We start from the raw sequence: 24,987 nt of genomic DNA on the forward strand, positions 1-24,987 counted from the left end.
AAGACGGCGTAGCACGCCGCCGTGAAAAATCGATAAGGGACGCGGATTCTACTGCTCGATCAGCGCGCGCACTTCGGCAAGCCGACGTCGGCTGACCGGCACCGGCTCGCTGACGTGACGCAGGGTAAGCGCTGCGCCCTCCGCGCTGTCCAGGCGCAAACCGGTGATGTGGCGTTTGGCCACCAACGCCTTGCGGTGAACGCGCATGAACGCATCGCCCAGCGACTCTTCGAGCGCGAGCAGCGACTGCTCGATGAGGAGCTCGCCGTGCATATGATAGACGGTGGTGTATTTCTGGTCGGCCCAGAAATACAGGATATCGCTCGCGGCCACGCGCTCGATACCGTCGCGGGTACGCGCGCTGATATAGGCCGGGCCGTTGCCGGTGACCACGCCACCTAGTGCAGATACCTGTGCACGGCTGGGCTGGCGTGCCCGCGATAGAGCAGCCGCCAGGTCGTCCCGGCGTACCGGTTTGAGTAGATAGCCGGCCGCATGGTTGTTGTGCGCCGACAGCGCGTGTTCGCTGTGCGCGGTTACGAAGATCACGGCCGGCGGCACATCGGCACACGCAAGCTGGCGTGCGACCTGCAGCCCGTCCATTCCCGGCATATGCACGTCGAGCAGTACGGTATCGGCACTGGTGTCGTTGACACAGTCCAACGCGCTCGCCCCGTCACCGGCCTCGCCAACGACATCACAGCCTGGAAAGGCTTCGATCATCCGGCGCAAGCGCTCACGGGCCAGCGGCTCGTCGTCGACGATCACGATTCGCATCTCGGTCCTGTCATCGCTGTTTGCTTGAGTCCTTGGGTTCAGCGATCTGCGGCACGATCATGGCGACCGTAAAGCGATCGGCCTGTTCGTCTACCCGCAGTACCGCTGCATCACCGTAGCGCAACGCCAGCCGATTGCGAATATTGGCCAGCGCCTGGCGGTTACCCGGAACGGCCGCGGCATCGCCTGCCAGCGGGTTCGATACCTCCAACACCAGCGCGTTGCCACGTCGATTGGCGGTGATCGCGACGGTGCCGCCCTGGGGCAGACGCGCGACGCCGTGGCCAATGGCATTTTCCACCAGCGGCTGCAACGACAACGCCGGCAACCGACAACGCCGCGCTGTATTCGAGATATCGATATCCAGGCACAGCCGCTCACCCAGGCGCAAAGACTCGATACCGACATAGGCATCGACCAGCGTCATTTCCTCGGCCAGTGTTACATCTGCGGGCCCCTGCTCCGATAGACGTGCGCGCAGCAACAACGCCAGGTCTTCGAGTGCCGTTTCGGCATCGGCCGGGCGCACCGCGATCAGCGCGGCCACACTGTTGAGACTGTTGAACAGGAAATGCGGCTCGATACGGGCCTGCAACGCTTCGAGCTTTGCACGCATCTCGGCCTGGGCATGATTCTGCCACGCCGAGCGCAGCCAAAAATAGCGCAGCGCCAGTGCCGCAACCACGGCACAGATCCCCACGCTGCGTGCCAGAAAACCGTCGTGTGACGCGTCTTCAAGAAGCAGCGCGAACCCCGAATAACGTCCGGCGACGTATGTGATCTCGGTAATCGATAGGGTGACCAGCAACAGCACCAAATAGGCGAGCAACGCCATTCCCCGCGCCGACAGCGGGCTCGCATAGCGTTTGATCAGACAAAGTGCAGCGGCACTGCACACGCCGATCCACTGCAGATAGATCGAGAGCAACAGAAAACGAAGCGGCAGTTCATCGGTCAGCGAACCGCCCAGCGCAAGCACGATGGCGACGGCTTCACACACCACCAGAACACGCAGTACCCGAGCGCCGGTACAGAAATCGGGCAGAAATTCGATCGGTTCGCGCGCGCTCTGCATCGGGAAAGCTCTTGTTGAATCCTCGCGGGCCGCCTATAGCGCTGTAGCGGCGTATATAGAAAGCGAATCAAACCCCGTCTTGCCCAGGCCGCTCAATCGGGCCGAAATATGCCTCGCCGCGCTCGCCCATCGCTGGGCACGCACCGTAAGAGCGGTGCGCAGCGGCTACGGTACAACAAGCCCGTGGAAAACATGCACGCCGGCGCCGCCCCGCTTGAAGCACACGCACTTGGCGTCTAGAGCCTTTGTACGGCGTTGCTATACTCGCGCGCCGGAAAGCGGCGTTCGGCGTCGCGACAATCGATGCAGCAACGAGCGATCACCATGACGAACACCACGAACGATCACGCCGGCCACCAGACCTGGGGCGGACGGTTTTCGGAAAGCCCGGACGCCCGCGTCGCGGCGTTTACCGAATCCGTATCTTTCGATGCGCGTCTGGCCGCCCACGACATCCGCGGCTCGATCGCCCATGCGCGCATGCTGTCGAATGTCGGCGTGCTGACCGACGACGAGTTTACCCAGATCGAAGCCGGGCTGAACGCCATCGGCGCACGTATCGCCGCGGGCGATTTCAGCTGGGATCCCGCGCTCGAAGATGTGCACATGAATATCGAAGCGCGCCTGACCGACGATATCGGCGCGCTCGGTAAGAAGCTGCATACGGGCCGCAGCCGCAACGATCAGATCGCAACCGATATCCGCCTGTGGCTGCGCGATGCCATCGACGCACTGATCACCGAGCTCGAACGCTTGCGTACGGCGCTCATCGGCGTCGCCGAGCGCGAGGCCGACACGATCATGCCCGGTTTCACGCACATGCAGGTTGCCCAGCCGGTGACCTTCGGCCACCACATGCTCGCCTGGGAAGCCATGCTCGCGCGCGATACCGAACGCCTGCGCGATATCCGCAAGCGTGTGAACCGTCTGCCGCTGGGCGCGGCGGCACTCGCGGGCACCACCTTTCCAATCGACCGTGAAATGGTCGCCGACGAACTGGGCTTCGACAGCGTGATCGACAACTCGCTCGATGCGGTATCCGATCGCGACTTCGCGATCGAGTTCGTGTCGGCCGCATCGCTTGTGATGACGCATCTATCGCGCCATTCCGAAGAGCTGATTCTGTGGATGAGCCCCGCGTTCGGTTTCATTGACCTGCCGGATCGCTACTGCACCGGCAGCTCGATCATGCCGCAGAAGAAAAACCCGGATGTGGCCGAACTGGTACGCGGCAAGACCGCACGCGTGAACGGTCATCTGGTGAGCCTGATCACGCTGATGAAAGGTCAGCCGCTGGCCTACAACCGCGACAATCAGGAAGACAAGGAGCCGATCTTCGACGTCGTCGACACGGTCACGAACAGCGTGGCTCTGTATGCTGACATGATGCCGCACGTAACCGTGCATGCCGATGTTTGCCGCGAGGCAGCACGCCAGGGCTTTTCGACCGCAACCGATCTGGCCGACTATCTCGTACGTCAGGGTGTAGCGTTTCGCGATGCACACGAAATCGTCGGCAAAAGCGTTCAGCATGCGATTGGCGCAGGCTGCGATCTGGCGGATCTCGACCTGGCCACGCTGCGCGGCTTTTCCGAGGCAATCGGCGAAGACGTCTACGAAGTACTGACGCTGGAAGGCTCGGTCGCCGCACGCAACCATATCGGCGGCACCGCGCCGGCCCAGGTACGCGCCGCGGCGGCGCGGGCACGCGCCGCGCTGGCGTAGATGAAGGACCTGGCAAACCGCTACGGCATGGAACCGGTCGCGGCAGTCACGGTCTGATCTTTATAGAAATATATACAACAGGATAGTCATGTCACGTCGTCTTTATTTCCTGCTCCCCGATATCGGTACGGCACACCGGGTCGTCGACCAACTCAAACAGAACGATGTGTCCGAAGACGATATGTCCGTGGTGGCACGCGATAGCGTGCAGACGAGCGATCTGCCGCAGGCCGATGTGTCGGAAACGTCGGATCTGGTCGGTTCGGCCGAACGCGGTGCCGCGGCGGGCGGCGTGACCGGCGTGGTAGCCGGTCTTGCGGCTATGGCCTTTCCGCCGGCCGGGCTGGCCATTGGTGGCGGTCTGGTCGCGGCGACCGGTCTGGTCGGTGCAGGCTTTGGCGCCTGGGCGTCGAGCATGATCGGGATTCGCCACGACAACTCGCAGATCGAGACCTACGAGAAGGCGCTAGAAAACGGCCAGGTACTGGTGATGGTCGATGTGGCCTCCGAGCGGGTCGACGAGATCGAGCGCGTCATCCAAGACGCCGCGCCGGGCACGAAAGTCGAAGGCACCGATGCGCACAAATCGGACGCCGACACCTAGCGCGAGACGCTCGGCGTTGCCTCGTGGCGCTGAATAGATAAGGCCGGCAGAACGCCGGCCTTTTTCGTGCGCGCTGCGTCGAAGCGTTAGCGGTCGAACAAATCGCGGCGCGCGCGATAGAGCGCGGAAATATCTTCCTCGCCGTAGCCCTGCTCCATGAGCTTTTCGTACTCGGCCCGGGTCTGGGCCGACAACGGCAACTCACCGCCATTGAGCTCGGCCATATGCAGACAGATGCCGAGGTCTTTGTGGTGGTGCTTCATCTTGAAGCCCGGGTCGAAGATGTCCTTGACCATCGTCTTGCCCCGATGATTGACGAACCAGTTGCCCGCCGCACCGGAGCCAACCACGTCGACCACCTTGTCGAGCGGCAGATCGAGCGCCGCCGCAAAGCGCATGCCTTCGCATACGGCCTGATTGATGCCCGCACACAGAATCTGGTTGACCGCCTTGGTCGCCTGCCCGGTACCGACCTCGCCCATATGCGTGATGCTCTTGCCCATGGCTTCGAGCACCGGCATGGCACGTTCGAATACGGCATCGTCGCCACCCGCCATGATGGAAAGCGTACCGTTCTTGGCGCCTTCGGTACCGCCTGAGACTGGCGCATCCACAAACCCGGCGCCCTGTTCCGCGACGCGCCTGGCGGCTTCGCGGGCGGTATCGCTGGCAATGGTCGAACAATCGATGACGATATGCTCATCGGTGAGGCCGGGGGCCAGCGCATCCACCATCGCCAGCACGTCGTCGTCGGCGCTGACACAAATGACGATCGCCTGCGCTTCGGCCGCTGTTTCGCCTGGTGTGCTCACGGCTTTCACGCCGTATTCCTTGGCAAAGGCGTCGGCTTTTTCGGTGGTGCGGTTGTAAACCGCGTTGAGCAGGCCTGCGGCCTGGAGGTTGGCCGCCATGCTGTAGCCCATGCCGCCAAGACCGATGAATGCAGTTTTCATATCGAACGTGTGTCGGGAAACGAACTGCCGATGATAAGGTTTGAGTTCCGGGTGGCAAATGTTGTAACAAAATGAAGTTTTCACGGCGCACAAAAAGCGCTCTCGTCGCGCTGTGTGTGCTTGCCGTGTTGCTGGCGGCCGCCCTCGTCTGGCTGCCGTCGATTGTCGTGCGCCAGCTGACTTTGCACTACCTCGATCAAGCAGGCATAACAGCCACCATCGGCGATGTAGACGTCAATCTGTTCGCCGGCACCGTGGTGTATGACGACATGCAAGCCAGCGCTGCCGAGGGCGAACGTATCGCCATAGGCCGGCTTGCGGTCGCGCTGGAATATGCGCCGCTGTTCTCAAAACGACTGGTGCTCTCGCATCTTGCTATCGACAACAGCGCCATCGATATTCATCGCGGCACCGACAACACGCTGCGCGTGGGCGGTTACCCGATCGGCGCCAGTTCGTCCGACAACTCCTCCCTGGACTGGGGCCTGGCTGTCGAGCAACTTGCACTACGCGGCTTGCGCGTGCACTACAACCAGCCCGCCAATGGCAACCAACCGCCCATCGATCGCGAACTGATCCTCAACGATTCCAGCGCGCGCGATGTCGTCAGCTGGGAACAAAACAACGATGTGCCGGTGGACGCCGACATGAGCGTCGGTGATGGCCGCATCCGTCTGTCGGGAAACATTACGCCGTTTGGCGATCGGATTACGGGCCATATCGGACTCGTAACCCAACGCTTCGCGCTCGAAATGATTGCACCGCTGGCCACTGGCACGAGCCTGCGCGAGCTCTCCGGCCTCGTCGACAGCGACCTGCAGATCGATTTCGAATACAACGCAGAAAACGCGCTGGCCGTGACGCTCCAGGGCGAGGCCGCCAGCCACGGTTCGGCGTTGGCACTGAACAACGGCCCGCGTGTGCGCAGCAGCCATCTCAGCTGGCAGGGCAAAATCGACATGCAGCTGCTTCGTACCCAGGGCCAACCAGGCACGATCGCAAGCGACGGCACGATCGACGCCGAGGGCCTCGCCGTTGCGAACGGCGACAGCTTGCAGCTGGCGCAACGCGCCGCGCATTGGCAAGGTAAAACCCGGCTGACTCTCGCGGCCCAAGCCACCGAGCTTGCCCTCGACGGGGCTTACACGGTCGACGCGCCCGAGCTGAAATCCGGCGCAGCAACATTGGGCAGTGCCAGTGCGACATGGAACGGCAAACTCGACGGCAAGTTCGGTACGAACACAAGCAATCTGACTATCGACGGCAGGATCGAGGCACAGACACCGCATTTTTCAAGTGCCACCACCCAGGTAAAAACGCCGCGTCTGACTTGGCAGGGTCATATCGATACCGCACTTGCTGATCGCACGCGTGTAAACACCGACGGTCGCCTGGACACCGGCGCGCTGGCGATCGATGCCGACGGCCTGCGCACCCGCACCGCGGCACTCGGCTGGCAAGGCAAGATAGCCCTTGCCGGGATGAACGATATCGATAGCGACGGGCGCCTGCGTACCGATCGGGTGACATTGTCATCGCCCGGCTCACTCGACATGGTGCTCAGTACCATCGACTGGCAAGGCGCGGTCGATATCGATACCGCCCGCCACACGCGGATACAAAGCGACGGCTCGCTGAACGCTGCGGCACTGACCTTCGACGTGCCCGAAACCGCGCTGTTGGAAACCGGCGATCTGAACTGGCGCGGTAGCACCGATTTCGATATCGGCACACTGTTCGCACGCGGCGCACGCGGGCGTGTGATCGTAAAGAACGCGCATCTCGACCTGCCAGGACAACCGCTCGCACTGCGCGCCGACCGTCTGGTTTATAACGGCGCGTACAGCGAACAACCTGTCGGCGGTGCACTCAAACTGCGCATGGACGGCGACATGGTCGGACAGAACTTCGCGGTCGACAATACGGCGCTGGATGCCGCCTGGCTGTCATCGCGTGACACCGAGCTCTATCGTCTCGTCGTCGACGGCGTAAACGATATCGCGTTCGACAGCGTCAGCGCCAAGGGCGTGCGTGTACTGGGCGATACCGATACGTCCTCGGCGGTGTTGCAAGCGATTTCGGCCAGCGCCCGCGATTTTCGACTGACCGACCTGGCGGATTACCACCTCGGCAATCTCGATATCGACGGCGCCAATATTCATATCCGTCGCGACAACGGCGGCATGGGCGTGATGGCCCTGTATTTCGCCGGCAACGACAAAAACGAAGACACCGCCAGCGCGTCGAACAGCGATGGCCCAGTCGAGTCGAGCTACAAGATAGACCATCTATCGATGACCGGGCCTCAGATCGTGTTCAACGACGTAGCTGTCACGCCGAACGTATCGCTTAGAGGCTCGTCGCTGGTGTTCAACCTCGACGGGCTGGATACCGGCCACCCGGAACGCGACGCCAGTTATCGACTGGCCCTGGACGTCGGCGAGTACGGCCATCTGGACAGTCGCGGCACGATTGCACCGCTGGCTACCGGCGGCATCAATATGGATATCGATGCCTGGCTGCGCTCACTCGCGCTGGAACCGTTGTCCGGCTATCTCAATGCGGCCATGAGCCGGCGTATCGCCAAGGGCGTGGCGGACGGTACGCTCAATCTGATTGCTCGAGATGGCCAGCTCGACGGCAATCTCGATACCACGCTTTCGAACTTTCGTCTGGTCGACAATCCCGATCAGGAAACCGAGATCGTACTCGGCATTTCCATGGATACCGCGCTCGCGCTGGTACGCGGGCAAAGCGACACGATCAAGTTCCAGACCGCCATTCTGGGCGACGTGACCAATCCCTACTTCTCGGTTCGAAATCTCGTCCGCGAAGCCGTGCTGGCCGGCCTGCGCACCACGATCATGAGCGATTATTCACCGGTTGGCCTACTCAACAAGGCCAAGAACGCGCTGCTCAACATCGGCAGCTCGCTGGTATCGGATCCGGTCTTCTTCGTCGCCGATCGAGACTATATTCGTCCCGACGATCGTCCCTATCTAGGCAAGATCGCGCAAAAAATGAGCGATAAGCCCGGCCTGCGCCTGACCATTCAAGGCCACGCAACCGCACAGGACGCCGAGGCGATGTCGCTTTTCGGCAGCGCTACGATCGACGACGACAACGAAGCAGCGCTCCGGGCGCTCGCGCGACGCCGGGCCAAATCGGTGGGCGACTATCTGGCGGCACGCGATGTCGCGGCCGAGCGCTTCACCCTGGCCGAACCGGTGATCGACCGCAGCGAGGACGCCCGGCCCCGGGCAACCTTTACGCTATCAGGCAAATAGGCACTGCCTACGACTCGACCAGATAGGTATACCCGGCCAGCCCCGCCTCGAGCAGCGCTTCGGTTTCGCGCTTGAGCCGACCGCTGAGCCCGGACGCCGCCAGCTTGCGCCGATAGGCGGCACGTAGGTCGTCGGGTTCGAAATGCACATAGCGCAGCAGCTCGTCGGTGCGATCGCCCTGCTCGGCATCCGCCAGTCGCCACCCCTGTTCGCTATTATCGACCTCCACGTTGACCACGTCGGTATCGCCGAACAGGTTGTGCATGTCGCCCAGGTTTTCCTGATAGGCGCCGACCATGAAGATGCCGAGTCGATACGCCTCGCCTTCACGCAGCGCATGCAACGGCAGCGTACTATCGACGCCGTTTTCGTCCACGTAGCGATCAAGCCGGCCATCGGAATCACACGTCAGATCGCATAGCCGCGCGCGTTCGTCCGGGCGCTCGCTCAGGCGTGCCAATGGCATGACCGGAAATATCTGGTCGAGCGCCCAGACGTCGGGCACCGACTGAAACACCGAAAAGTTCACGAAATACTTGGCCGCCAACTTCTCCTGCGCCGCCGTGACTGCCGCCCGGTCGTCATCATTGTCGGCCGCGTGGGCCGCGACCGCGCGATAAACCGAAACCGCTTCGGCCTCGGCCGCGGCACGCTCTTTCAAGCCGATATCGCCGGCAAGAAAACGGGCTTGCACATCGGCCATGGTGCGTTCGGCGCGATCGAGTGTCGCGCTTGGCGACAGCTCGGATTTCAACTCGGCTGCCCTCGGCGTGCTGGCCAGCTCGCTATCGATGACCTGCGTGAGCAGCACCGCGTGGTGCGCGGTCAACGCACGGCCGGATTCGCTGATCAGATCCGGCATGGGCAGATCGAAGGCACAGCATACACGCGCCAACGCGCCGACCACCGCATCGGCATAGTCGGGCACGCCGTAGTTCATGGAACAGAACGAACGCGCGCCACGGCCTTCGTAGTCGACGGCCAGACCACCGCCCACATCCACGCAGGCCACCGGCGCACCGAGCGCACGCAGACCGCGATAGAGGTGCGCGGTTTCGTCCATCGCCCGCGAGAGTGCGCCGTGATCGGCCACCTGCGAGCCCACATGCACGTGCAGCATGCGCACACAGTCGGCATAGCCGAGTTGGCGGAGCCGTTCGACCGCATCGACCACCTGGGTCGCGGTCAAGCCGAACTTGGATTTCTCGCCGCCGGTATTCTGCCAGTGCCCGGCGGCCACGCTGGCCAGACGCACGCGCAGACCGATGTTCGGGCGCAGACCGAGTTCGTCGGCGATCTCGGCAATCGGTTCCAACTCAGAGGGCTTCTCCACCACGATATAAACGCGATGCCCGAGCTGCTGGCCGATCATGGCCAGGCGCAGAAAAGCGCTGTCCTTGTAGCCGTTGCAGACAATCACGCTACCCGGCGCGGCCAGCGCGAGCACGGCCATCAGCTCGGGCTTGCTGCCGGCTTCCAGGCCCGCGCGTTCGCCGCCCGCGGCCACGAGCCGCTCGACCACGGCCCGCTGCTGGTTGACCTTGACCGGATAAACCACCGTATAACGGCCGTCATAATCGTGGCGCGTGCGTGCCGTTTCGAAGGCATGGCAGAGCCGATCGATACGATCGCCCAGAATATCGGTGAATCGCGCCAGCACCGGCAAACGCAGGCCGGCCCGCTGGATTTCATCGGTCAGCGCATCGAGATCGATCGACGGGGCGCCCACTCGGGGCGTCACCGTGACTGCCCCGCGATCGTTGATATCGAAATAGCCTTCGCCCCAGGTCGCAACGCGATACAGGGCTTTGGCATCGTCGATGTGCCAGCGATGGGTAGCGCGCGGATTCAGGTTGGATCGTGACATGAACATTCGTGTTGCGTGGCTGGCTTATACTGCGTGGCCAATCTGGCTCGAAGACTGCGCGAACGCGCACAGCAAGGGAAACGCATGGTACTCGACGACAACTGGTATACCGAAGCAAGCGATGATCTGGGTCTCGGCTTTTCGTTGCGAATCAAGTCCAAGCTGCATGAAGAGCAGTCGGCGTATCAGACCATCGCCGTCTACGAGACCGAAACCTTCGGCCGGCTACTGACCATCGACGGGCTGGTGATGCTCACCGACCGCGACAATTTCGTCTACCACGAGATGATGACCCACCCGGCGCTGTTCGCCCACGGCGCCGCCAAGAATGTGGTGATCATCGGCGGCGGCGACTGCGGCACGCTGCGCGAGGTACTCAAGCACGACAGCGTGGAGCGCGCCACCCAGATCGAGATCGACGAGCGCGTGACCCGTATCGCCGAAGACTATTTCCCGGCGCTGTGTGAATCCAACGACGACCCGCGTGCCACCCTGGCCTTCGAGGACGGCGTGGCCTGGATGAACAATGCGCCCGATGGCAGCGTCGATCTGATCATCATCGACAGCACCGACCCCATCGGCCCGGCCGAGGGTCTGTTCAATGAAGCCTTCTACAAGCAATGCCATCGCGTGCTCGGTAACGGCGGGCTGCTGGTTCAACAAAGCGAATCGCCGCTGGTGCACAGCGAACTGATCGGCGAGATGCATGGCGGTTTAAGGGCGGCCGGTTTTGCCGACACGCAATTGCTGAGTTTCCCGCAGCCGAGCTATCCGACCGGCTGGTGGTCGGCCACGCTCGCCGCACGCGATACGCGCACGCTGTATGCGCCGCAAGGCGACCTCGGCTTTCAGACATTCTATTACACGCCGGCCATACACAACGCCGCCTTCGCACAGCCAGCCTTCATGGCCCGTATTCTCGCCGACTAAACCTAGCGCGGCGCCGGGCATTGCCCCGGCGCCGTTGCCAGATGCCGACTACTTGTCGGCTGATCCGAGCGCTTTCTCGAACGCATCCGAGGCATAGAACGCGCCCAGGCGCCGACGCACAAGATCCTCGAGCAGACCGCTTTCGGCCAGACCTTCGATCACCGGCGGCGCCAGTGTTTCGGCTTCTTGGCGCAACAGATCTCGACTGACACCGACGTCGCCCAGCACCTCGGTAAGTTTGCGCGAGCCGTTACGTTCGAAATACGACACGACCGCGGCATCGACCAATTCGCCGACATACTGCGTCTCACGCAGTTCCTGCCAGATACGCAGGCCGTAATCGACCAGCTTCTGCAGCTCGTCGTTGTCGACCACGTCCTCGATCGACAGCTTCTTGTCGTGAATCTCGGCCCAGATTTCGGATGCGATCGTCCGGATACGCTCCTCATCGAGCGACTCGATCAAAAGCTCCTGGCTACGCGCGAGTGTCTTCGCGGTATTGTTCTCGATATAGGCACGCACGCGTTTTTCGACCTGGGCTTCCAGGCCCGGCATGCGCTTGCTCAGGGCACTGCTCGACCCCTTGAGCAGCGAAGAAACACCCGGAATCGATTTGATCGCGCCGGTATCGGAAAAGATGTAGTCCTTGATGCCCTGATAGAGAACGTCCGAAGCGAGTGCGGTATAAACCGGGCTGTCCAGCAGCCGCGTGATCAGGCGTGCGCGCAGGGCTTCGAGTTCGACGAACAGCGATACGCCGTCGTCGAACAACGACTCGTCGATGACATCCTGTACCCGAGTCTTCTTGTTCACGTCGTGGCAGATCAAGTCGTTGGCGATGCCACCGATCACCTCGGCCAGATCGTCGGGTAACGACATATCGAGCGCCAGACGCTCGGCGGCACCGCGCACGGTATCGACCGATACCACGGTTTCCAGCGATGTCTGCTCGGCCCACTGCCAGAACGCATCGACTTCGTCCTGCAAGCGCTTGATCGCGCCATCGCCGCGCCACTGTTCGAGCTCGAATGCCACATGGGCTTCGAAAATCGCGTCTGCCGTCGAATTCATCTTTTGCGACTGTGTCATGCGTCAATGCAACGATTGAATGGTGCCGCGAGCTTACGCGTTAACGCATGGCCGGGCGAGCGTTTTGGGCAACCTCTGCATCACCTCTCGTGGTTCGCATTTGAGGCCGAACCGCTCAGCGGCCGGGGCCTGACCGCGCGAGGTTATGCAAAGTTTCCTTAGGTATTAGCCCGTATTGAGTCGACCCGGGTGGACGCTTACGTTGACGTTGCTGTTTTGAAGACGTCACCAAGGACAACGTCATGAACGATGATCAATTCGAAGGCAAGTGGGATCGCATGAAAGGCAAGGTGCGCGAGCACTGGGGCCGCCTGACTGACGACGACGTCGAAGAGGTCAAGGGCAAGCGTGAAAACATGCTGGCCAAGATCCAGGAAAAATACGGCGATACCAAAGAAGCCGCCGAAGAGAAACTTGTCGAATTCGAACGCAAGTTCTAGATCACCGATTGCGATAACGCCGGCGCCTGAAATAATGCCGGCGTTGTTTACCAACCCGGAGGCAAACGATGCGAAACGACGATTACATAACGCGTACGAGCCGCCCCGAGCCGCGCTACATGCGCCGGGATCCGGTTGTACATTCCGATACGCAAGACCGCTGGCAGGGCCCACTCGATGAAGTGGCGCTGTCGAATTTCGAACGCGATGGCTTTCTCTGGTTCGAAGGTTTCTTCTCTCAAGAACGCATGACGCCGTTCTTCGACGAGCTGGAACAGATGAGCCAAGACGATGAGCTGCTCAAACAGGATGGCGTGATCCGCGATCCGAAATCCGGTGCGATTCGATCGGTTTTCGATATGCACCGCATCTCCGAGCGCTTCGCCGAGCTGACCCGCGACCCTCGTATTCTGGGCATGGTGCGCCAGTTGCTGGGCGGCAACGTGTACATCCACCAGTCGCGAATCAACGATAAATACGGATTTCAGGGCGCCGGCTTCGACTGGCACTCGGATTTCGAAACCTGGCACGCCGAAGACGGTATGCCGCGTATGCGCGCAATCAGCGCTTCGATCATGCTCACGGATAATAACGAGTTCAACGGACCGTTAATGCTTATCCCGGGCTCGCACCACCAGTTCGTGCCGTGCGTGGGTCAAACGCCGGACGATAACTGGAAGAGTTCGCTCAAAGCCCAGGAAGCGGGCGTGCCCAGCCAGGAGAACCTGCAGGCGCTGGTCAACCGTGGCGGTATCCAGGCGCCCAAGGGCCCGGCCGGGTCGTTACTGTTGTTCGAGTGCAACGTGCTGCATGCCTCGAACTCGAACATGTCGCCCTGGCCGCGTTCGAACCTGTTCTTTGTTTACAACAGCCTCGAGAACGCGCTTGAGCAACCGTTTGCGGCAGATAAGCCGCGGCCGTCGTTCCTCGCCAATCGGGATCACCCGGAAGCGCTGGAAATGCACGATCCCTATCGGGATGTTCGGTTCGCCAAATCAGCCTAGAATATAGGCTTGGGCGAAAAGCGCGGCGCCCTGGTGCCGCGCTTTTTTCTTTTAAAGCAAGCGAAGGAGCAAATCATGGCCCAACAATGGATCGTCGTCAGCGACGCGGCGCGTGCCCGAATCTTTGCCCGCAGCGGCGCCGACAGCGGCCTGAAACTGCTCGACACGCTCACTCATAGCGAAAGCCAGGCCCACAAGGGTGATCTGCGCACCGGTGGCAAGGGCGAAGTGCACGACAGCGGTGGTTCCAGTGTCCATCAGGCCGACCCACAGACCACAACCTCGGAAAAGCATGCCGACATCTTCGCCAAGGAAGTGATCGAGCATGTGAAGTCCGGCCTCAACGACAATGCGTTCGATGCGCTGATTCTTGTCGCGGATCCGTCTTTTCTCGGCCGCCTACGCGACAAGATGGACGGCCCGATCGAAAAGTCGGTAACCAAGACCATCGACAAGAACTGGGCGCAACACGACGCGGATCAGATCGAAAAACAGCTCGCCAAACAGCTGTAATAGAAGAGCGGCAAAATTTACTTGCTGAATACAATTTTACGGCATACTGGCGATGCAGCTTCGCGCCAGTACTGATTGGCGCTGTTAACGCGTTGGCCTGGCTCAGCAATATCTGCCAGGCCAAGCGACTGCATACACAATCAAGGAGAAGACCATGCTGGGTTGGGCAATCACTTTCTTTATCGTCGCTATCGTCGCGGCGCTGTTCGGCTTTGGCGGGATCGCCTCGGGCGCGGCCGGCATCGCGAAGATTCTTTTCTTCATCTTCCTGGTGCTGTTCGTGATCGCGCTGGTATCGAACGCAGTACGCGGACGCGGGCCGAAGTTGTAGCGTTTAGCGCTACCGACGATAGGTGTTAAAAAAGCGCCGTCGAGTCTCGGCGGCGCTTTTTTCTAGGCGGTTTCAGGCCTCGGGTACTTCGACCAGATGTCCTGCCGAAAGCCAGATACGTACGAGATGCGGCAGCGATTCGGCGTTGAGCTTCTGCATGATATGCACGCGGTGGGTTTCAACCGTACGCGCACTGATCCCCAACTGACCGGCGACCTGCTTATTGGCGAGGCCGTCCACGATCATCGACATCACCTGCTTTTCGCGTGGGGTGAGCAATTCGATAAGTACGGCATGCTGGCGCGCTTCGCGCACCGCCAAGTCATCGGCATCGGTCGCCTTCGACAACTGCTGAATCCTTTTGAGCATGCTGTCCGGCGAAAATGGTTTTTCGACGAAGTCCACGGCGCCGAGCCGCATCGCCGCCACGGCGTGCTCGATATCGCCATAGGCGCTCATCATGATGACGCTCACCGCCGCATTCCTTGCGATGAGTTCTTTCTGCAAGGTGAGGCCATCCATATCCTTCAGGCGCAAGTCGATGAGCGCGCACCCGCGACGCGGCGCACGCACATTCAGAAAGGCTTCAGCGCTCGAGTAGCAATCGACATTGAAACCTGCATCGCTTAGAAGGCCTTTCAGCGATTCGCGAATCGCCGGATCATCGTCGACGATGTGTATTACAAACGGCACCGCGCCCCCATTTTTCCAAACGACGTTTCGACCTAGCCTAGCGCTGATCTTTTAATGTATTCAGCCTGTTTTGACAAGGCAAAGCGGCCGATAGAATTTCCAGCCCCCGCGTTTTGTCTGACCCAACGGAAATAACGCCATGACCGATCGTGAGTCCGAACAACTCGACTACCAGCAACCCGCCACGCTGGAAGCCGCGCGAGCGCGTATCGAGCAACTCGAGCGACAGCTGCAGGCCGAGCGTGAACGCCGTCGGGAAATCGAGGCGAACGAGCGCTGTTTTCGCGAGCTTGCCGAGCATATCAGGGAGGTCATATGGATGACCGACGAAACCGGCGACGAGCTCGTTTACGTTTGCCCGGCCTACGAAAAAATCTGGGGTCAGAACTGCGACGATCTATATGACGATCCGCGAGAGCGTCTCGCCAGGGTGCACGAGGAGGACAAGCCGCGCGTGCTGGAAGCATTTCGTCAGAATGCACGTACCGGCAATTATGATGAAATCTATCGTATACAGCGTCCCGATGGCGAGCTTCGCTGGATTCGCGATCGTGCATTCCCGGTGGAAAACGAACACGGCCAAGTTTATCGACTCGCCGGTCTCGCGCTCGATATAACCGACCGTATCGAGTTCAACGATCGTATTTCCAATCTCCAGACGAGCATTAACACTCACGACCGAATGAGTGTATTCGCCTCCCTCGGTACGGGCCTCGCTCACGATTTGAGCCAGCCGTTGACCGCCGCACGCAACTTCATCGCACGGGCGCGAATGGGCTTTCAATCCAGCCCGGATGAAATTCGACAGACACTGGAACGCGCCGACACAGAAATCTCACGCGCCGTGGCGATCATCCATCATCTACGTGATTTCGCCCGACAGGGACGGCCCACGCGCAAACATCAGCCGCTGGGCCCGATCATCGACGATGTGCACCAGCTCCTCGACCCGGCGTTGCGCGCGAACAACATTCGCTATGACGGCCCGTCGGTGGCCTCACTGAAGAACCTCGATCTACCTGTCGACGAGGTGTTCATCCAACAGATACTGCGTAACCTAGTCAGCAACTCGATCGACGCGTTCGACGCCCATGAGAACGCGACGAAGTCGCTGGCGGTCAACGTCAACAGCGACGATGGCGAATTCGTAGATATCCACATCAGCGACAACGGTGCAGGAGTCGACGATTCGGTCGAAGTATTCGAGCCGTTTGCCACAACCAAGCCCGACGGTGTGGGTTTGGGCCTGGCGGTCAGCCGGACACTGGCACGCAGCCACGGCGGTGATCTTCTATTGGCCTCTCGGGGCCACGCCAGTGCGAATGGCGCGGAAAACGCACGTACTGTGTTTACGCTACGCCTGCCACGGCACTAACGATTGTAGGGCTGGCTACGCCCGCCGCGCCTAGCGCGGCGGGTGCATAACCCGCATGAACACGGCCACGCCAAGGCCCCAGAAGCCGTTGAGTGCCAGTCCCACCCCAACGCGCGCCATACTCAGACCATCGAATATCTCGGTCATGGTCTGGCCTTTGAGCCATTGCACGATAAACAGATACACCAGGGTCGGGCCGATCGCACCGAGAATGATCGCACCAACGTAATAACCAGCAGCCAACGCGCGGCGGATCAGCAGCCACAGCAGCATGCCCCACAAGCCACCCCAGAACGCCAGCGATAGGACCGACGGGATATCGAACGGCGGTACAGGTGCCATGTTCCAGGGCGTGCCGCCGGGAATGATCTGCGCTGCGATGAATATCCACAGCAGGCCCTGATGAAATGTCAGCGTGGATACGAAACCGGCCACGAAGGCCTTGATGAAAGCGAACATGGTCTCCCCTTGTATGTCGTACGTGCGCCGCCTAACGGCCGCGTACCGTATCTGCGGTCTGGTTGAACAAGCGCTCGCGCGCCGCTTCGGTTTTGGGCTGGCCACCGCGCCATTGCTTACCGAGATCGACGCCACGTTGCACCGCCTCGCGCGCCTTGATGCGCTGGCGCCACGCTGCGACCTGCGGGAAGTCGTCGAGCGGCTGACCCATGGCCTTGGCGATGAGTACCCACGGCCAGTTGACGATATCGGCGATCGTATACGTCTCACCGACCAGATAATCGCGATCGGCCAGCCGACGTTCGAGCACACCCAGACAACGATGATATTCGCCCGTATAGCGCTTGTACGAATACGGGTGATCGCCCGGCGCATAGTTGACGAAATGGCTCATCTGCCCGCCCATCGGTCCGAGATTACCGACCTGCCAGAACAGCCATTCATCGACTTCCTTGCGCAGACGTGCATCGGCGGGCATTAGCTGGCCGCTCTTGTCGGCGAGATAACGCGCTATAGCCCCCGACTCGAAGATCGGCAGCGGTTCGTCACCATAATCGGGCGCCGGATCGTGGTCGACGATCGCGGGCATCCGGTTGTTGGGCGAGATTTCCAGGAACGCCGGCTCGAACTGGTCGCCGGCGTTGATATCCACTGGAATCAGGTTGTAATCGAGGCCCAGTTCTTCAAGCAGAATGGAAATCTTCCAGCCGTTGGGCGTGGGCCAATAGTAGAAATCGATCATGACGACTCGTGGGTTGGGCCGATCGCGCCGGCTGCTACGAGCGCATCGATATCGGATTCGGAAAAACCGTTGGCCGCCAGCACCGCATGCGTATCCGCGCCAAGGGCCGGCGCACCGCGGTAATCGGCGGCCGGCATTTGCGAAAAGCGCGCCGCAGGACGAGCCTGACGCAACCGACCGGCTTCTTGATGATCGGTTTCGATCAGGATGGCGTTCGCGGCGATCTGATCGTGCGAGAGCAGATCGGTGCGAGTCAGCACAGGCGCACAGGGCACGCCGTGCGTACTCAGCCGCTCGAGCCAGTGTTCGGCACTGTTTTCGGCGAGCTTCTCCTGGGTGAGCTGAAGACGCGCATCGATGTTGTCCTGACGCGACGCCGGCGTGTCAAAGCGCGGGTCGTCGTTCCATTCGGGCGTATCGAGCGCAGCGATCAGCGCCTGCCATTCCTTGTCGGTCTGTACCGCTACGCTTATATAGCCGGTGGTCGTTTCATAGATGAGGTCGATGAAACTGGCCGCCCTAGCCTGATCGAACTCATCGCCCACGAAAGTCTGGCTGTTCATGTCCGAATGCCAGAGAAAATCGATGACCGCATCGAGCATCGACACGCGCACGTGCTGGCCGGGCGCGCCGTTCGCGCGCGCCAGCAGTGCGGCGGTGATCGCCTGCGCTGCGATATAGCCGGTGAGCTTATCGGGGACGATAGTACGAACCAGCCGTGGGCGCGCTTCGTCGGCACCGCCCTGGATACTGGCCAGGCTCGACAGCGCCTGCACCAACGGATCGTAAACCGGGTAGCTGGCATAGGGGCCGGCATCACCGAACCCCGAGATCGAACAGTAGACGATGTCGGGGGCGACGGCGCGTATATCGTCTTCGCCGATGCCCATACGCTCGGCCACGCCGGGACGAAAGTTCTGGACGAATACGTCGGCGTCCGCGCACAGGCGCAGCAGCGCATCGCGCCCGGCCTTTTCCTTCAGGTTGAGCGCGACTGAACGCTTGTTGCGGTTGTTGTTGAGATAGCTCGCAGAAAAACCGTGGCGCTGATTCGACGCGAGACGCGTGTAGTCGCCGACATCCGGGCGCTCGATCTTGAGTACTTCAGCGCCCTGATCGGCCAGCTGCATGGTCGCGAGCGGGCCGGACACCATAGCCGTGGTGTCGATAACGCGATAACCGGACAAGGGTTGTTTCATGCGCGCTAGTTTAATGCCCTATACACACGGCGCCAACGCACCGCGCTTTCAACCGACCGCGCGCTTGGCGACAATAGCGGCCATCGACCCGCGTTATCGACCAGGATTTTCAATGAGCACGATCGGCACCCCCGGTTCCGAGACCGCAACACGCGTCATGCTGCTGGGCAGCGGCGAACTCGGCAAGGAAGTGGCTATCGAACTGCAGCGTTTGGGCTGCGAAGTGATCGCCGTGGATCGCTACGACCGCGCGCCGGCGATGCAGGTCGCTCACCGCCATCATGTACTCGACATGGGCGACGGCGAGGCGCTGCGCCGCGTGATCGAGGCCGAACAACCAGCGCTGATCGTGCCCGAGATCGAGGCCATCGCCACCGCAACACTGATCGAACTCGAAGCCGAAGGCTTTACCGTGGTGCCGACAGCGCGTGCGGCACGGCTGACCATGGATCGCGAGGGTATCCGCCGACTCGCCGCCGAAGAACTGGCACTGCCCACCTCGCCGTATCGCTTCGCCGAAACCGAAGCCGACTATCGTGCCGCAGTCGAAGCTGTCGGCCTGCCCTGCGTGGTCAAGCCGGTGATGTCGTCTTCAGGCAAAGGTCAGAGCACAGTGCGTCGCGACGACGACATCGACGAGGCCTGGACCTATTCCCAGTCCGGCGGGCGCGGCAAGCGTGGCGACAACTCGCGCGTGATCGTCGAGGGATTCATCCAATTCGACTACGAAATCACGTTGCTGACGGTACGGCATGTCGACGGTACGAGCTTCTGTGCACCAATCGGCCACCGCCAGGTCGGCGGCGATTACCACGAATCATGGCAGCCGCAGGCCATGGCCGATGCCGCGCTTGCCGAAGCACAGCGCCAGGCCCAGGCGATTACCGAAGCGCTGGGTGGATACGGGTTGTTCGGGGTCGAGTTTTTCGTCGCAGGCGAACAGGTATGGTTTTCGGAGGTCTCGCCGCGGCCGCACGACACCGGCCTGGTCACGCTGGTGGGCCAGAACCTGTCCGAATTCGCGTTGCATGCGCGGGCGATTCTCGGCTTGCCGGTCCCGCAGATCGAACAGCGCGGGGCATCTGCATCTGCAGTGATTATCGGCGAAGGCCAAAGCCAGAGAATGCGTTATCACGGGCTGCGTGAAGCATTGGCCGAGCCGGATACCGAACTGCGCCTGTTCGGCAAACCCGAGATCGACGGCGCCCGGCGGCTTGGCGTCGCCCTCGCCCGCGGCCAAACCATAGACGAAGCCCGCCATAAGGCCCGTAATAGCGCCGAATCCGTACGCATCGATTACTGATTCGGCACGCAGCGAATAAGAAAAAAATACTTTCCTCTTTGCTGCGATTCATATGCGGGAAAGCTGCGCGTGCTTTATACTTTGGTCCAAGTTCTGTCGGGGGCGCGGTTCTCGCGTACACAACGCAGAGCTTCACTTACCGAACTCAAGGAGTCGAATATGCAAAAGAAACTGACCACCCTGCTGCTGGCCATGATGTTGGGCCTTGGCACGCTGAGCCTGGCCGCCTGTGACAACGATGGCCCCGCCGAGAACGCTGGCGAGAACATCGACAACGCCACGGACAACGCTCAGGACAGCATGGAAGATGCTGGCGAAGACATGCAGGACTCCATGGAAGATGCCGGCGACTCGATGGAAGACACCGCCGACGACAACAGCTAAAGCTGAAGTTGCCGCAATCTCGTATTGCGAGAAGCCCGTCGCGTAACGCGACGGGCTTTTTTTATGGGCGCTATTCTTCGGCTTTAATCAGCACGCATACGCCATGTCTTACGAACACGAAACAAGCGACACACGCGTCGCACTCGTTACCGGTGCGGCGCGCGGTATCGGCCGTGCCGTCACCCGCCGGCTACTCGCCGAGGGCTTTCACGTCGGCGCACTGGATAACGACGCCAACGCCCTGACCGATCTGCATCAAGAACTGGGCAAACCGTCGCCGTCGGCAGCTCGCCGGCTAGAAACATTTGCGACGGATGTCACCGATGAACCATCGGTAGAAGACGCGGTAAAAGCGCTTGCCGACATGCATGGCCGTTTGGATGTTCTCGTGAACAATGCTGGTATTGCAGATCCATTCAACGGGCCGATCGAATCGCTCGCGCTGGAAGATTGGAATCGAGTCATCGGCGTCAATCTGACCGGCTATTTTCTTTGCACGAAACACTGCACCCCGTGGCTGCGCCGTAGTGCGGGCGCCATCGTCAACATGGCGTCCAGCCGCGCCTATCAGTCCGAAGCCCAGACAGAAGCGTACGCGGCCAGCAAGGGCGGAATTGTCGCGCTTACCCATGCCCTGTCGATAAGCCTTGGACCCGAGATTCGTGTGAACGCCGTCGCACCCGGCTGGATCGACGTGCGCAACGAACAACCCGAAACCGATTCACCGGGCGCACTACGCGCGGTCGATCACGAACAGCATCCGGGCGGGCGCGTCGGTCGCGGCGACGACATCGCGGCGGTCGTGGCTTTTCTCTGCGGCTCGGAATCGACCTTTATTACCGGCCAGACGCTGATCGCCGACGGCGGCATGACCCGCAAGATGATCTACACGCATTAGGGCCGTCCCAAGGTTGGCCGGGATGGTCGATTGTGCGCAATGCTTGTTTTCATCGGTTATCGCCCGTAACGTTCGGCAAGACACCAACACACTAGGAGTGCGGTATGCCCGTTCGCAAAGCTAATGCGCAATGGCAAGGTGATTTGAAATCCGGCAAGGGCGACATGTCGCTCGAAAGCGGTGCTTACGAAGGCCAGTTCTCGTTCAAGACGCGTTTCGAGGACGGCACGGGCACCAACCCTGAAGAGCTTATCGGAGCCGCGCATGCCGGCTGCTTTTCGATGCAGTTCTCGGCAATGCTCGCGGAAGCGGGGCATACGCCGGACTCAGTCAAGACCGAGGCGAAAGTGCATTTCTCGGTCGACGACACGCCCACGATCGAGCGTATCGAGCTGATCACCCGCGGCAAGGTGCCGGGCATGGACGACGCCGAGTTCAAGGATGTAGCAGCCAAGGCCAAGGACGCCTGTCCCGTGTCGCGACTGTACAAGGGCGCTGAAATCAGCCTGGACGCCGAACTGCAAGGCTGATCTCCCAGGTCTGCCTAAACGCTGTAAAGAGCCGGGCGATGCCCGGCTTTTTTTTGCGCCAACCACCGCTGCCAATAGATAACCTTCCTCGTGACGAGGCTCGACCCGGCACGCCACCGTGAAGCAATCGACTGGTTTACCCTCGACGAAGTCGTCGCGACGAAGGTTCGCCCTTAATTTCCGCGACTTAGCCGGCTTTAGCCGCGGCGACATCGCCAACCACGCGCGGGCGATGCAAACCAGCCGGAACACATTTTCACGCCCGCCCGGCCGCTCGCTAGACGCGATCCACGCCTGGGCATGAAGGCTTCGATCACAAATCGACCTCCGATTTTGTGGCGACAGGCATTGTTTTTTTCCAGATCGTCGCAAGGTCTGGTCGTTCATACGCGAAAAAAAGCAGAGCAAGCCAACATGGAAGCCAAGCAGGACAGCGTCGTAAGCATTCATTACGTGCTGCGCGACACGGACGGCGAAATCATCGATCAGTCGAGCGAAGGTCAGCCGCTGGCCTATCTCCACGGCCACGGCAACATCGTTCCGGGTCTGGAAAAAGCGATCGAAGGCCACGCCCAGGGCGAAGAGGTCAAGGCGACCGTCGACCCCGAAGAAGGCTACGGCCCCTATCGTGAAGAGCTGGTACAGAAGGTCAGCCGCGATGCATTCCAGGGCGTCGACGAACTGGCGCCGGGCATGAGCTTTCGTGCCGAATCGGACGCCGGCCCCATGATCGTGACGGTCAAGGAAGTCGAAGGCGAAGAAGTCACCGTCGACGGCAACCACGTGCTTGCCGGTCAGACGCTCGACTTCACCGTGAACATCGAAGAAGTTCGCGAAGCCAGCAGCGAAGAGATCGAGCACGGCCACGTGCACGACGGCTCGACCCACGGCTGATTGTCGCAACGGCGTGGACGCGCGAACGCAAGCCGCAAGGCCTGCGATACGTTTTTCAGTTAATACATAGGTGATGCCTTATGGCCGATCCCGTACTTCTGATAACCGGCGCCTCCAGCGGCATTGGCGCGGCCACCGCGCGTCACGCCGCGGCCAATGGCTATCGCGTAGCGTTGGCTGCGCGATCGGCCGACAAGCTGGACGCGCTGGTCGCCGAACTCGGCGCCGACTCGGCGCTGGCACTTGAGTGTGATGTGACCGACAAGGCCTCTCAGCAGGCCATGGTCGAACACACACTTGAACGCTTCGGTCGTATCGATGCGGTTTTTGCCAACGCCGGTATCGGCGGGCGGCCGGGCGGTTTTTGCGGCGCCGACAGCGATGTCTGGAAGGATATGATCCTGACCAACATCTACGGTGTGGGCCTGACCATTCAGGCCTGCGCTGACGCGCTCAAGGAAAGCCGTGGGCATCTGTTGATCACAGGTTCGGCCGCTGGCCGCACCACGATCCCCGGTTCCATGTACAGCGCGACGAAATGGGCGGTTTCCGCAATCGGCTACGGCGTGCGCGAAGAGCTGCGTGGCACGGGTATTCGGGTCACGCTCATCGAGCCCGGCATGGTGGATACACCGTTTTTCGACGAACAGCCGGATCACGCACTAACGGATCAGGATATCGCCGAGGCGGTGTTATTTTCGTTGTCGCGCCCGGCAAGCGTTGACGTTAACGAAATTCTCGTGCGTCCGACACCGCAAATCGATAATTGATCGGTTGAAGCATATCCACCAAACCGTAAAAAAACCGGCGCCCTCAGGCGCCGGTTTTTTTATGGGCAACAGCCCGCAGCCAAGTCAGACCGCTACTCGACCAGCAGGAATCCCGCAATCCAGCCCGTACGGCCATCGTCGAACCGAATACGCCGCCAGTCTTTTTCCCGGCCGGTGACCATCACGCGCTCGTTGCGCTTGGCCTGGAACTTGACGCCGTTTCCCGTTGACGGGCCCGAGCGGACGTTAACCACGTCGCCGCCGATATAACGTGTCGGCCCGGTTTCCGGCACGCCTTGCGGCAGCGCGGATTCCGACTCGTCGCCGCTGGGCGGTGCTTCGCTGGCCTGCGCCGGATCGTTATTGGCCATGGCGCTGTCGTTGGCCATGGGAGCGCTGCTGCCGGCCAGCAGGAAATCGGCTACCCAACCAACGGTATAATCGTCGCCGAAAACGACCTGCGCCCATTCGCTGCGCGTATCGAGCACGGCGACACGTGTATTGCGATCCGCCTGACGCAGAACCCGACCGCGTGTGCTCGGTTTGCTGCGGATATTGACGTTATCGCCATCGATTCGCGACTGCGGCAGGTTCTGCATGATCTGCGGCAGATTTTTCTGGGCAGAGCCGTTGCCGGCCTCGGCCGCTTTCGCTGCCCAGCGCGCGGCTTCGGCCAGATCCTGACGTACGCCATTGCCACGAACGTACAACACCGCGAGATTGTTCTGGGCCGCCGGCTCGCCATGCTCGGCTGCGCGCTTGAACCATTCCGCGGCCTTGGCGCTGTCCTGCGGTACGCCGTGGCCTTCCTGATACATGATGCCGAGATTATGCTCGGCCTTGGAATAATTCTGGGCCGCGGCCTTTTCATACCAGTCGCGCGCCTGGGCATAGTCCTGCTCTACGCCATAACCTTCATCGTAGAGCACGCCCATGTTGTATTGCGCATTGGCACTGCCATTTTCGGCGAGCGGCCGCGCGCTTTTGAGAACCTGCGCGGCCTCGGCATCGCTGGGCCCTTGCTGGGCGATAGCGCTCGTGGCACAGGCCAATGCGCTGATAGCTATAACGGCAAGCCGTGCGATCGCTTTGTTCTTCATGCTCAATCCTTCCATCGCGGCCGAAAGGTCGGCCGCCTACCCCTC

At 61.1% G+C, this 24,987-nt stretch carries 25 protein-coding genes; 15 read left to right on the forward strand and 10 right to left on the reverse strand.

The features are described from left to right. Positions 1-48: 48 nt before the first annotated feature. Together SSPSH_RS07825 and SSPSH_RS07830 are read right to left on the reverse strand one after the other, a co-directional pair. Positions 49-777, reverse strand: a complete 729-nt coding sequence (locus SSPSH_RS07825; RefSeq protein WP_006913949.1) for a LytR/AlgR family response regulator transcription factor — start codon at positions 775-777, stop codon at positions 49-51. Positions 778-787: 10 nt separating this feature from the next. Continuing rightward, positions 788-1,852, reverse strand: a complete 1,065-nt coding sequence (locus SSPSH_RS07830) for a sensor histidine kinase (protein WP_006913950.1) — start codon at positions 1,850-1,852, stop codon at positions 788-790. Positions 1,853-2,176: 324 nt separating this feature from the next. Here SSPSH_RS07830 and argH point away from each other — a divergent pair, with 324 nt between their 5' ends. Then, positions 2,177-3,577 (forward strand): argininosuccinate lyase, encoded by a 1,401-nt coding sequence (argH, locus tag SSPSH_RS07835; RefSeq protein WP_006913951.1) that lies wholly within the window; start codon positions 2,177-2,179, stop codon positions 3,575-3,577. Between the two features lie 88 nt (positions 3,578-3,665). Next, the gene (locus SSPSH_RS07840) at positions 3,666-4,181 is read left to right on the forward strand and encodes a hypothetical protein (RefSeq protein ID WP_006913952.1); all 516 of its coding nucleotides are present in this window, start codon (positions 3,666-3,668) and stop codon (positions 4,179-4,181) included. An 86-nt stretch (positions 4,182-4,267) separates the two neighbouring features. On the opposite strand, the gene SSPSH_RS07845 is transcribed toward SSPSH_RS07840, so the two are convergent. Beyond that, a complete protein-coding gene (locus SSPSH_RS07845; RefSeq protein ID WP_420852596.1) occupies positions 4,268-5,194 on the reverse strand; it encodes an NAD(P)-dependent oxidoreductase in 927 nt (308 codons plus the stop codon). Between the two features lie 11 nt (positions 5,195-5,205). Between SSPSH_RS07845 and SSPSH_RS07850 the strand changes: the two genes are divergently transcribed. Further along, positions 5,206-8,421, forward strand: coding sequence for a DUF748 domain-containing protein (locus SSPSH_RS07850; protein ID WP_006913954.1), 3,216 nt, complete (start codon positions 5,206-5,208; stop codon positions 8,419-8,421). Positions 8,422-8,428: 7 nt separating this feature from the next. Here SSPSH_RS07850 and speA read toward each other — a convergent pair whose 3' ends face one another. Beyond that, on the reverse strand, positions 8,429-10,294 hold the full coding sequence (gene speA, locus SSPSH_RS07855) for a biosynthetic arginine decarboxylase (protein WP_006913955.1): 1,866 nt from the start codon (positions 10,292-10,294) through the stop codon (positions 8,429-8,431). A 78-nt stretch (positions 10,295-10,372) separates the two neighbouring features. On the opposite strand from speA, the gene speE reads away from it, so the two are divergent. After that, positions 10,373-11,218 (forward strand): polyamine aminopropyltransferase, encoded by an 846-nt coding sequence (speE, locus tag SSPSH_RS07860; protein WP_006913956.1) that lies wholly within the window; start codon positions 10,373-10,375, stop codon positions 11,216-11,218. 48 nt (positions 11,219-11,266) lie between these two features. Here the strand turns inward: speE and SSPSH_RS07865 are convergent, their stop codons facing one another. Then, on the reverse strand, positions 11,267-12,307 hold the full coding sequence (locus SSPSH_RS07865; protein ID WP_006913957.1) for a hypothetical protein: 1,041 nt from the start codon (positions 12,305-12,307) through the stop codon (positions 11,267-11,269). A 242-nt stretch (positions 12,308-12,549) separates the two neighbouring features. On the opposite strand from SSPSH_RS07865, the gene SSPSH_RS07870 reads away from it, so the two are divergent. The 4 genes from SSPSH_RS07870 (at position 12,550) to SSPSH_RS18405 (ending at position 14,595) form a co-directional block, all read left to right on the forward strand. Further along, positions 12,550-12,747, forward strand: a complete 198-nt coding sequence (locus SSPSH_RS07870; protein WP_006913958.1) for a CsbD family protein — start codon at positions 12,550-12,552, stop codon at positions 12,745-12,747. A 68-nt stretch (positions 12,748-12,815) separates the two neighbouring features. Next, positions 12,816-13,751, forward strand: coding sequence for an ectoine hydroxylase (gene thpD / locus SSPSH_RS07875; RefSeq protein ID WP_006913959.1), 936 nt, complete (start codon positions 12,816-12,818; stop codon positions 13,749-13,751). Positions 13,752-13,826: 75 nt separating this feature from the next. After that, positions 13,827-14,264, forward strand: a complete 438-nt coding sequence (locus SSPSH_RS07880) for a host attachment protein (RefSeq protein WP_021031579.1) — start codon at positions 13,827-13,829, stop codon at positions 14,262-14,264. Between the two features lie 154 nt (positions 14,265-14,418). Further along, entirely contained in the window at positions 14,419-14,595 is a 177-nt protein-coding gene (locus SSPSH_RS18405; RefSeq protein WP_006913961.1) for a DUF1328 domain-containing protein, read from the forward strand. Between the two features lie 72 nt (positions 14,596-14,667). Here the strand turns inward: SSPSH_RS18405 and SSPSH_RS07890 are convergent, their stop codons facing one another. Beyond that, the gene (locus SSPSH_RS07890) at positions 14,668-15,288 is read right to left on the reverse strand and encodes a response regulator transcription factor (RefSeq protein ID WP_006913962.1); all 621 of its coding nucleotides are present in this window, start codon (positions 15,286-15,288) and stop codon (positions 14,668-14,670) included. A 139-nt stretch (positions 15,289-15,427) separates the two neighbouring features. On the opposite strand from SSPSH_RS07890, the gene SSPSH_RS07895 reads away from it, so the two are divergent. Continuing rightward, positions 15,428-16,663 (forward strand): PAS domain-containing sensor histidine kinase, encoded by a 1,236-nt coding sequence (locus tag SSPSH_RS07895; RefSeq protein ID WP_006913963.1) that lies wholly within the window; start codon positions 15,428-15,430, stop codon positions 16,661-16,663. A gap of 30 nt (positions 16,664-16,693) precedes the next feature. On the opposite strand, the gene SSPSH_RS07900 is transcribed toward SSPSH_RS07895, so the two are convergent. The 3 genes from SSPSH_RS07900 to SSPSH_RS07910 are packed head-to-tail and all read right to left on the reverse strand — an operon-like array spanning position 16,694 to position 19,063. Continuing rightward, positions 16,694-17,122: a hypothetical protein gene (locus tag SSPSH_RS07900; RefSeq protein ID WP_006913964.1), complete on the reverse strand. Its 429-nt coding sequence runs from the start codon at positions 17,120-17,122 to the stop codon at positions 16,694-16,696. A gap of 31 nt (positions 17,123-17,153) precedes the next feature. Further along, on the reverse strand, positions 17,154-17,864 hold the full coding sequence (locus SSPSH_RS07905) for a glutathione S-transferase family protein (RefSeq protein ID WP_006913965.1): 711 nt from the start codon (positions 17,862-17,864) through the stop codon (positions 17,154-17,156). Further along, positions 17,861-19,063 carry a CaiB/BaiF CoA transferase family protein gene (locus tag SSPSH_RS07910; protein ID WP_021031580.1) on the reverse strand — a complete coding sequence of 401 codons (1,203 nt, stop codon included), beginning with the start codon at positions 19,061-19,063 and terminating at the stop codon, positions 17,861-17,863. Before SSPSH_RS07910 ends, SSPSH_RS07905 begins: the two co-directional genes overlap by 4 nt. A gap of 112 nt (positions 19,064-19,175) precedes the next feature. Here SSPSH_RS07910 and purT point away from each other — a divergent pair, with 112 nt between their 5' ends. The 6 genes from purT to SSPSH_RS07940 all read left to right on the forward strand — a co-directional run bounded on the left by purT (position 19,176) and on the right by SSPSH_RS07940 (position 23,842). After that, on the forward strand, positions 19,176-20,366 hold the full coding sequence (purT, locus tag SSPSH_RS07915; RefSeq protein WP_006913967.1) for a formate-dependent phosphoribosylglycinamide formyltransferase: 1,191 nt from the start codon (positions 19,176-19,178) through the stop codon (positions 20,364-20,366). A 159-nt stretch (positions 20,367-20,525) separates the two neighbouring features. Beyond that, entirely contained in the window at positions 20,526-20,750 is a 225-nt protein-coding gene (locus SSPSH_RS07920) for a hypothetical protein (protein WP_006913968.1), read from the forward strand. 103 nt (positions 20,751-20,853) lie between these two features. Further along, positions 20,854-21,648 carry an SDR family oxidoreductase gene (locus tag SSPSH_RS07925; RefSeq protein ID WP_006913969.1) on the forward strand — a complete coding sequence of 265 codons (795 nt, stop codon included), beginning with the start codon at positions 20,854-20,856 and terminating at the stop codon, positions 21,646-21,648. Between the two features lie 104 nt (positions 21,649-21,752). Beyond that, positions 21,753-22,178, forward strand: coding sequence for an OsmC family protein (locus SSPSH_RS07930; protein WP_006913970.1), 426 nt, complete (start codon positions 21,753-21,755; stop codon positions 22,176-22,178). A gap of 414 nt (positions 22,179-22,592) precedes the next feature. Continuing rightward, positions 22,593-23,072: an FKBP-type peptidyl-prolyl cis-trans isomerase gene (locus SSPSH_RS07935; protein ID WP_006913971.1), complete on the forward strand. Its 480-nt coding sequence runs from the start codon at positions 22,593-22,595 to the stop codon at positions 23,070-23,072. Between the two features lie 80 nt (positions 23,073-23,152). Continuing rightward, positions 23,153-23,842, forward strand: coding sequence for an SDR family oxidoreductase (locus SSPSH_RS07940; RefSeq protein WP_006913972.1), 690 nt, complete (start codon positions 23,153-23,155; stop codon positions 23,840-23,842). Positions 23,843-23,934: 92 nt separating this feature from the next. Here SSPSH_RS07940 and SSPSH_RS17885 read toward each other — a convergent pair whose 3' ends face one another. Then, positions 23,935-24,942, reverse strand: a complete 1,008-nt coding sequence (locus tag SSPSH_RS17885) for an SH3 domain-containing protein (protein WP_006913973.1) — start codon at positions 24,940-24,942, stop codon at positions 23,935-23,937. Between the last annotated feature and the right edge of the window lie 45 nt (positions 24,943-24,987).

The sequence above is a fragment of the Salinisphaera shabanensis E1L3A genome (assembly GCF_000215955.2).
GTDB classification, from domain to species: domain Bacteria; phylum Pseudomonadota; class Gammaproteobacteria; order Nevskiales; family Salinisphaeraceae; genus Salinisphaera; species Salinisphaera shabanensis.

Coding starts and splice junctions, on each gene's coding strand:
- SSPSH_RS07825 (WP_006913949.1), bottom strand. CDS start 777: ATGCGAATCGTGATCGTCGACGACGAGCCGCTGGCCCGTGAGCGCTTG.
- SSPSH_RS07830 (WP_006913950.1), bottom strand. CDS start 1,852: ATGCAGAGCGCGCGCGAACCGATCGAATTTCTGCCCGATTTCTGTACC.
- argH (WP_006913951.1), top strand. CDS start 2,177: ATGACGAACACCACGAACGATCACGCCGGCCACCAGACCTGGGGCGGA.
- SSPSH_RS07840 (WP_006913952.1), top strand. CDS start 3,666: ATGTCACGTCGTCTTTATTTCCTGCTCCCCGATATCGGTACGGCACAC.
- SSPSH_RS07850 (WP_006913954.1), top strand. CDS start 5,206: ATGAAGTTTTCACGGCGCACAAAAAGCGCTCTCGTCGCGCTGTGTGTG.
- speA (WP_006913955.1), bottom strand. CDS start 10,294: ATGTTCATGTCACGATCCAACCTGAATCCGCGCGCTACCCATCGCTGG.
- speE (WP_006913956.1), top strand. CDS start 10,373: ATGGTACTCGACGACAACTGGTATACCGAAGCAAGCGATGATCTGGGT.
- SSPSH_RS07865 (WP_006913957.1), bottom strand. CDS start 12,307: ATGACACAGTCGCAAAAGATGAATTCGACGGCAGACGCGATTTTCGAA.
- SSPSH_RS07870 (WP_006913958.1), top strand. CDS start 12,550: ATGAACGATGATCAATTCGAAGGCAAGTGGGATCGCATGAAAGGCAAG.
- thpD (WP_006913959.1), top strand. CDS start 12,816: ATGCGAAACGACGATTACATAACGCGTACGAGCCGCCCCGAGCCGCGC.
- SSPSH_RS07880 (WP_021031579.1), top strand. CDS start 13,827: ATGGCCCAACAATGGATCGTCGTCAGCGACGCGGCGCGTGCCCGAATC.
- SSPSH_RS18405 (WP_006913961.1), top strand. CDS start 14,419: ATGCTGGGTTGGGCAATCACTTTCTTTATCGTCGCTATCGTCGCGGCG.
- SSPSH_RS07895 (WP_006913963.1), top strand. CDS start 15,428: ATGACCGATCGTGAGTCCGAACAACTCGACTACCAGCAACCCGCCACG.
- SSPSH_RS07900 (WP_006913964.1), bottom strand. CDS start 17,122: ATGTTCGCTTTCATCAAGGCCTTCGTGGCCGGTTTCGTATCCACGCTG.
- SSPSH_RS07905 (WP_006913965.1), bottom strand. CDS start 17,864: ATGATCGATTTCTACTATTGGCCCACGCCCAACGGCTGGAAGATTTCC.
- SSPSH_RS07910 (WP_021031580.1), bottom strand. CDS start 19,063: ATGAAACAACCCTTGTCCGGTTATCGCGTTATCGACACCACGGCTATG.
- purT (WP_006913967.1), top strand. CDS start 19,176: ATGAGCACGATCGGCACCCCCGGTTCCGAGACCGCAACACGCGTCATG.
- SSPSH_RS07920 (WP_006913968.1), top strand. CDS start 20,526: ATGCAAAAGAAACTGACCACCCTGCTGCTGGCCATGATGTTGGGCCTT.
- SSPSH_RS07925 (WP_006913969.1), top strand. CDS start 20,854: ATGTCTTACGAACACGAAACAAGCGACACACGCGTCGCACTCGTTACC.
- SSPSH_RS07930 (WP_006913970.1), top strand. CDS start 21,753: ATGCCCGTTCGCAAAGCTAATGCGCAATGGCAAGGTGATTTGAAATCC.
- SSPSH_RS07935 (WP_006913971.1), top strand. CDS start 22,593: ATGGAAGCCAAGCAGGACAGCGTCGTAAGCATTCATTACGTGCTGCGC.
- SSPSH_RS07940 (WP_006913972.1), top strand. CDS start 23,153: ATGGCCGATCCCGTACTTCTGATAACCGGCGCCTCCAGCGGCATTGGC.
- SSPSH_RS17885 (WP_006913973.1), bottom strand. CDS start 24,942: ATGAAGAACAAAGCGATCGCACGGCTTGCCGTTATAGCTATCAGCGCA.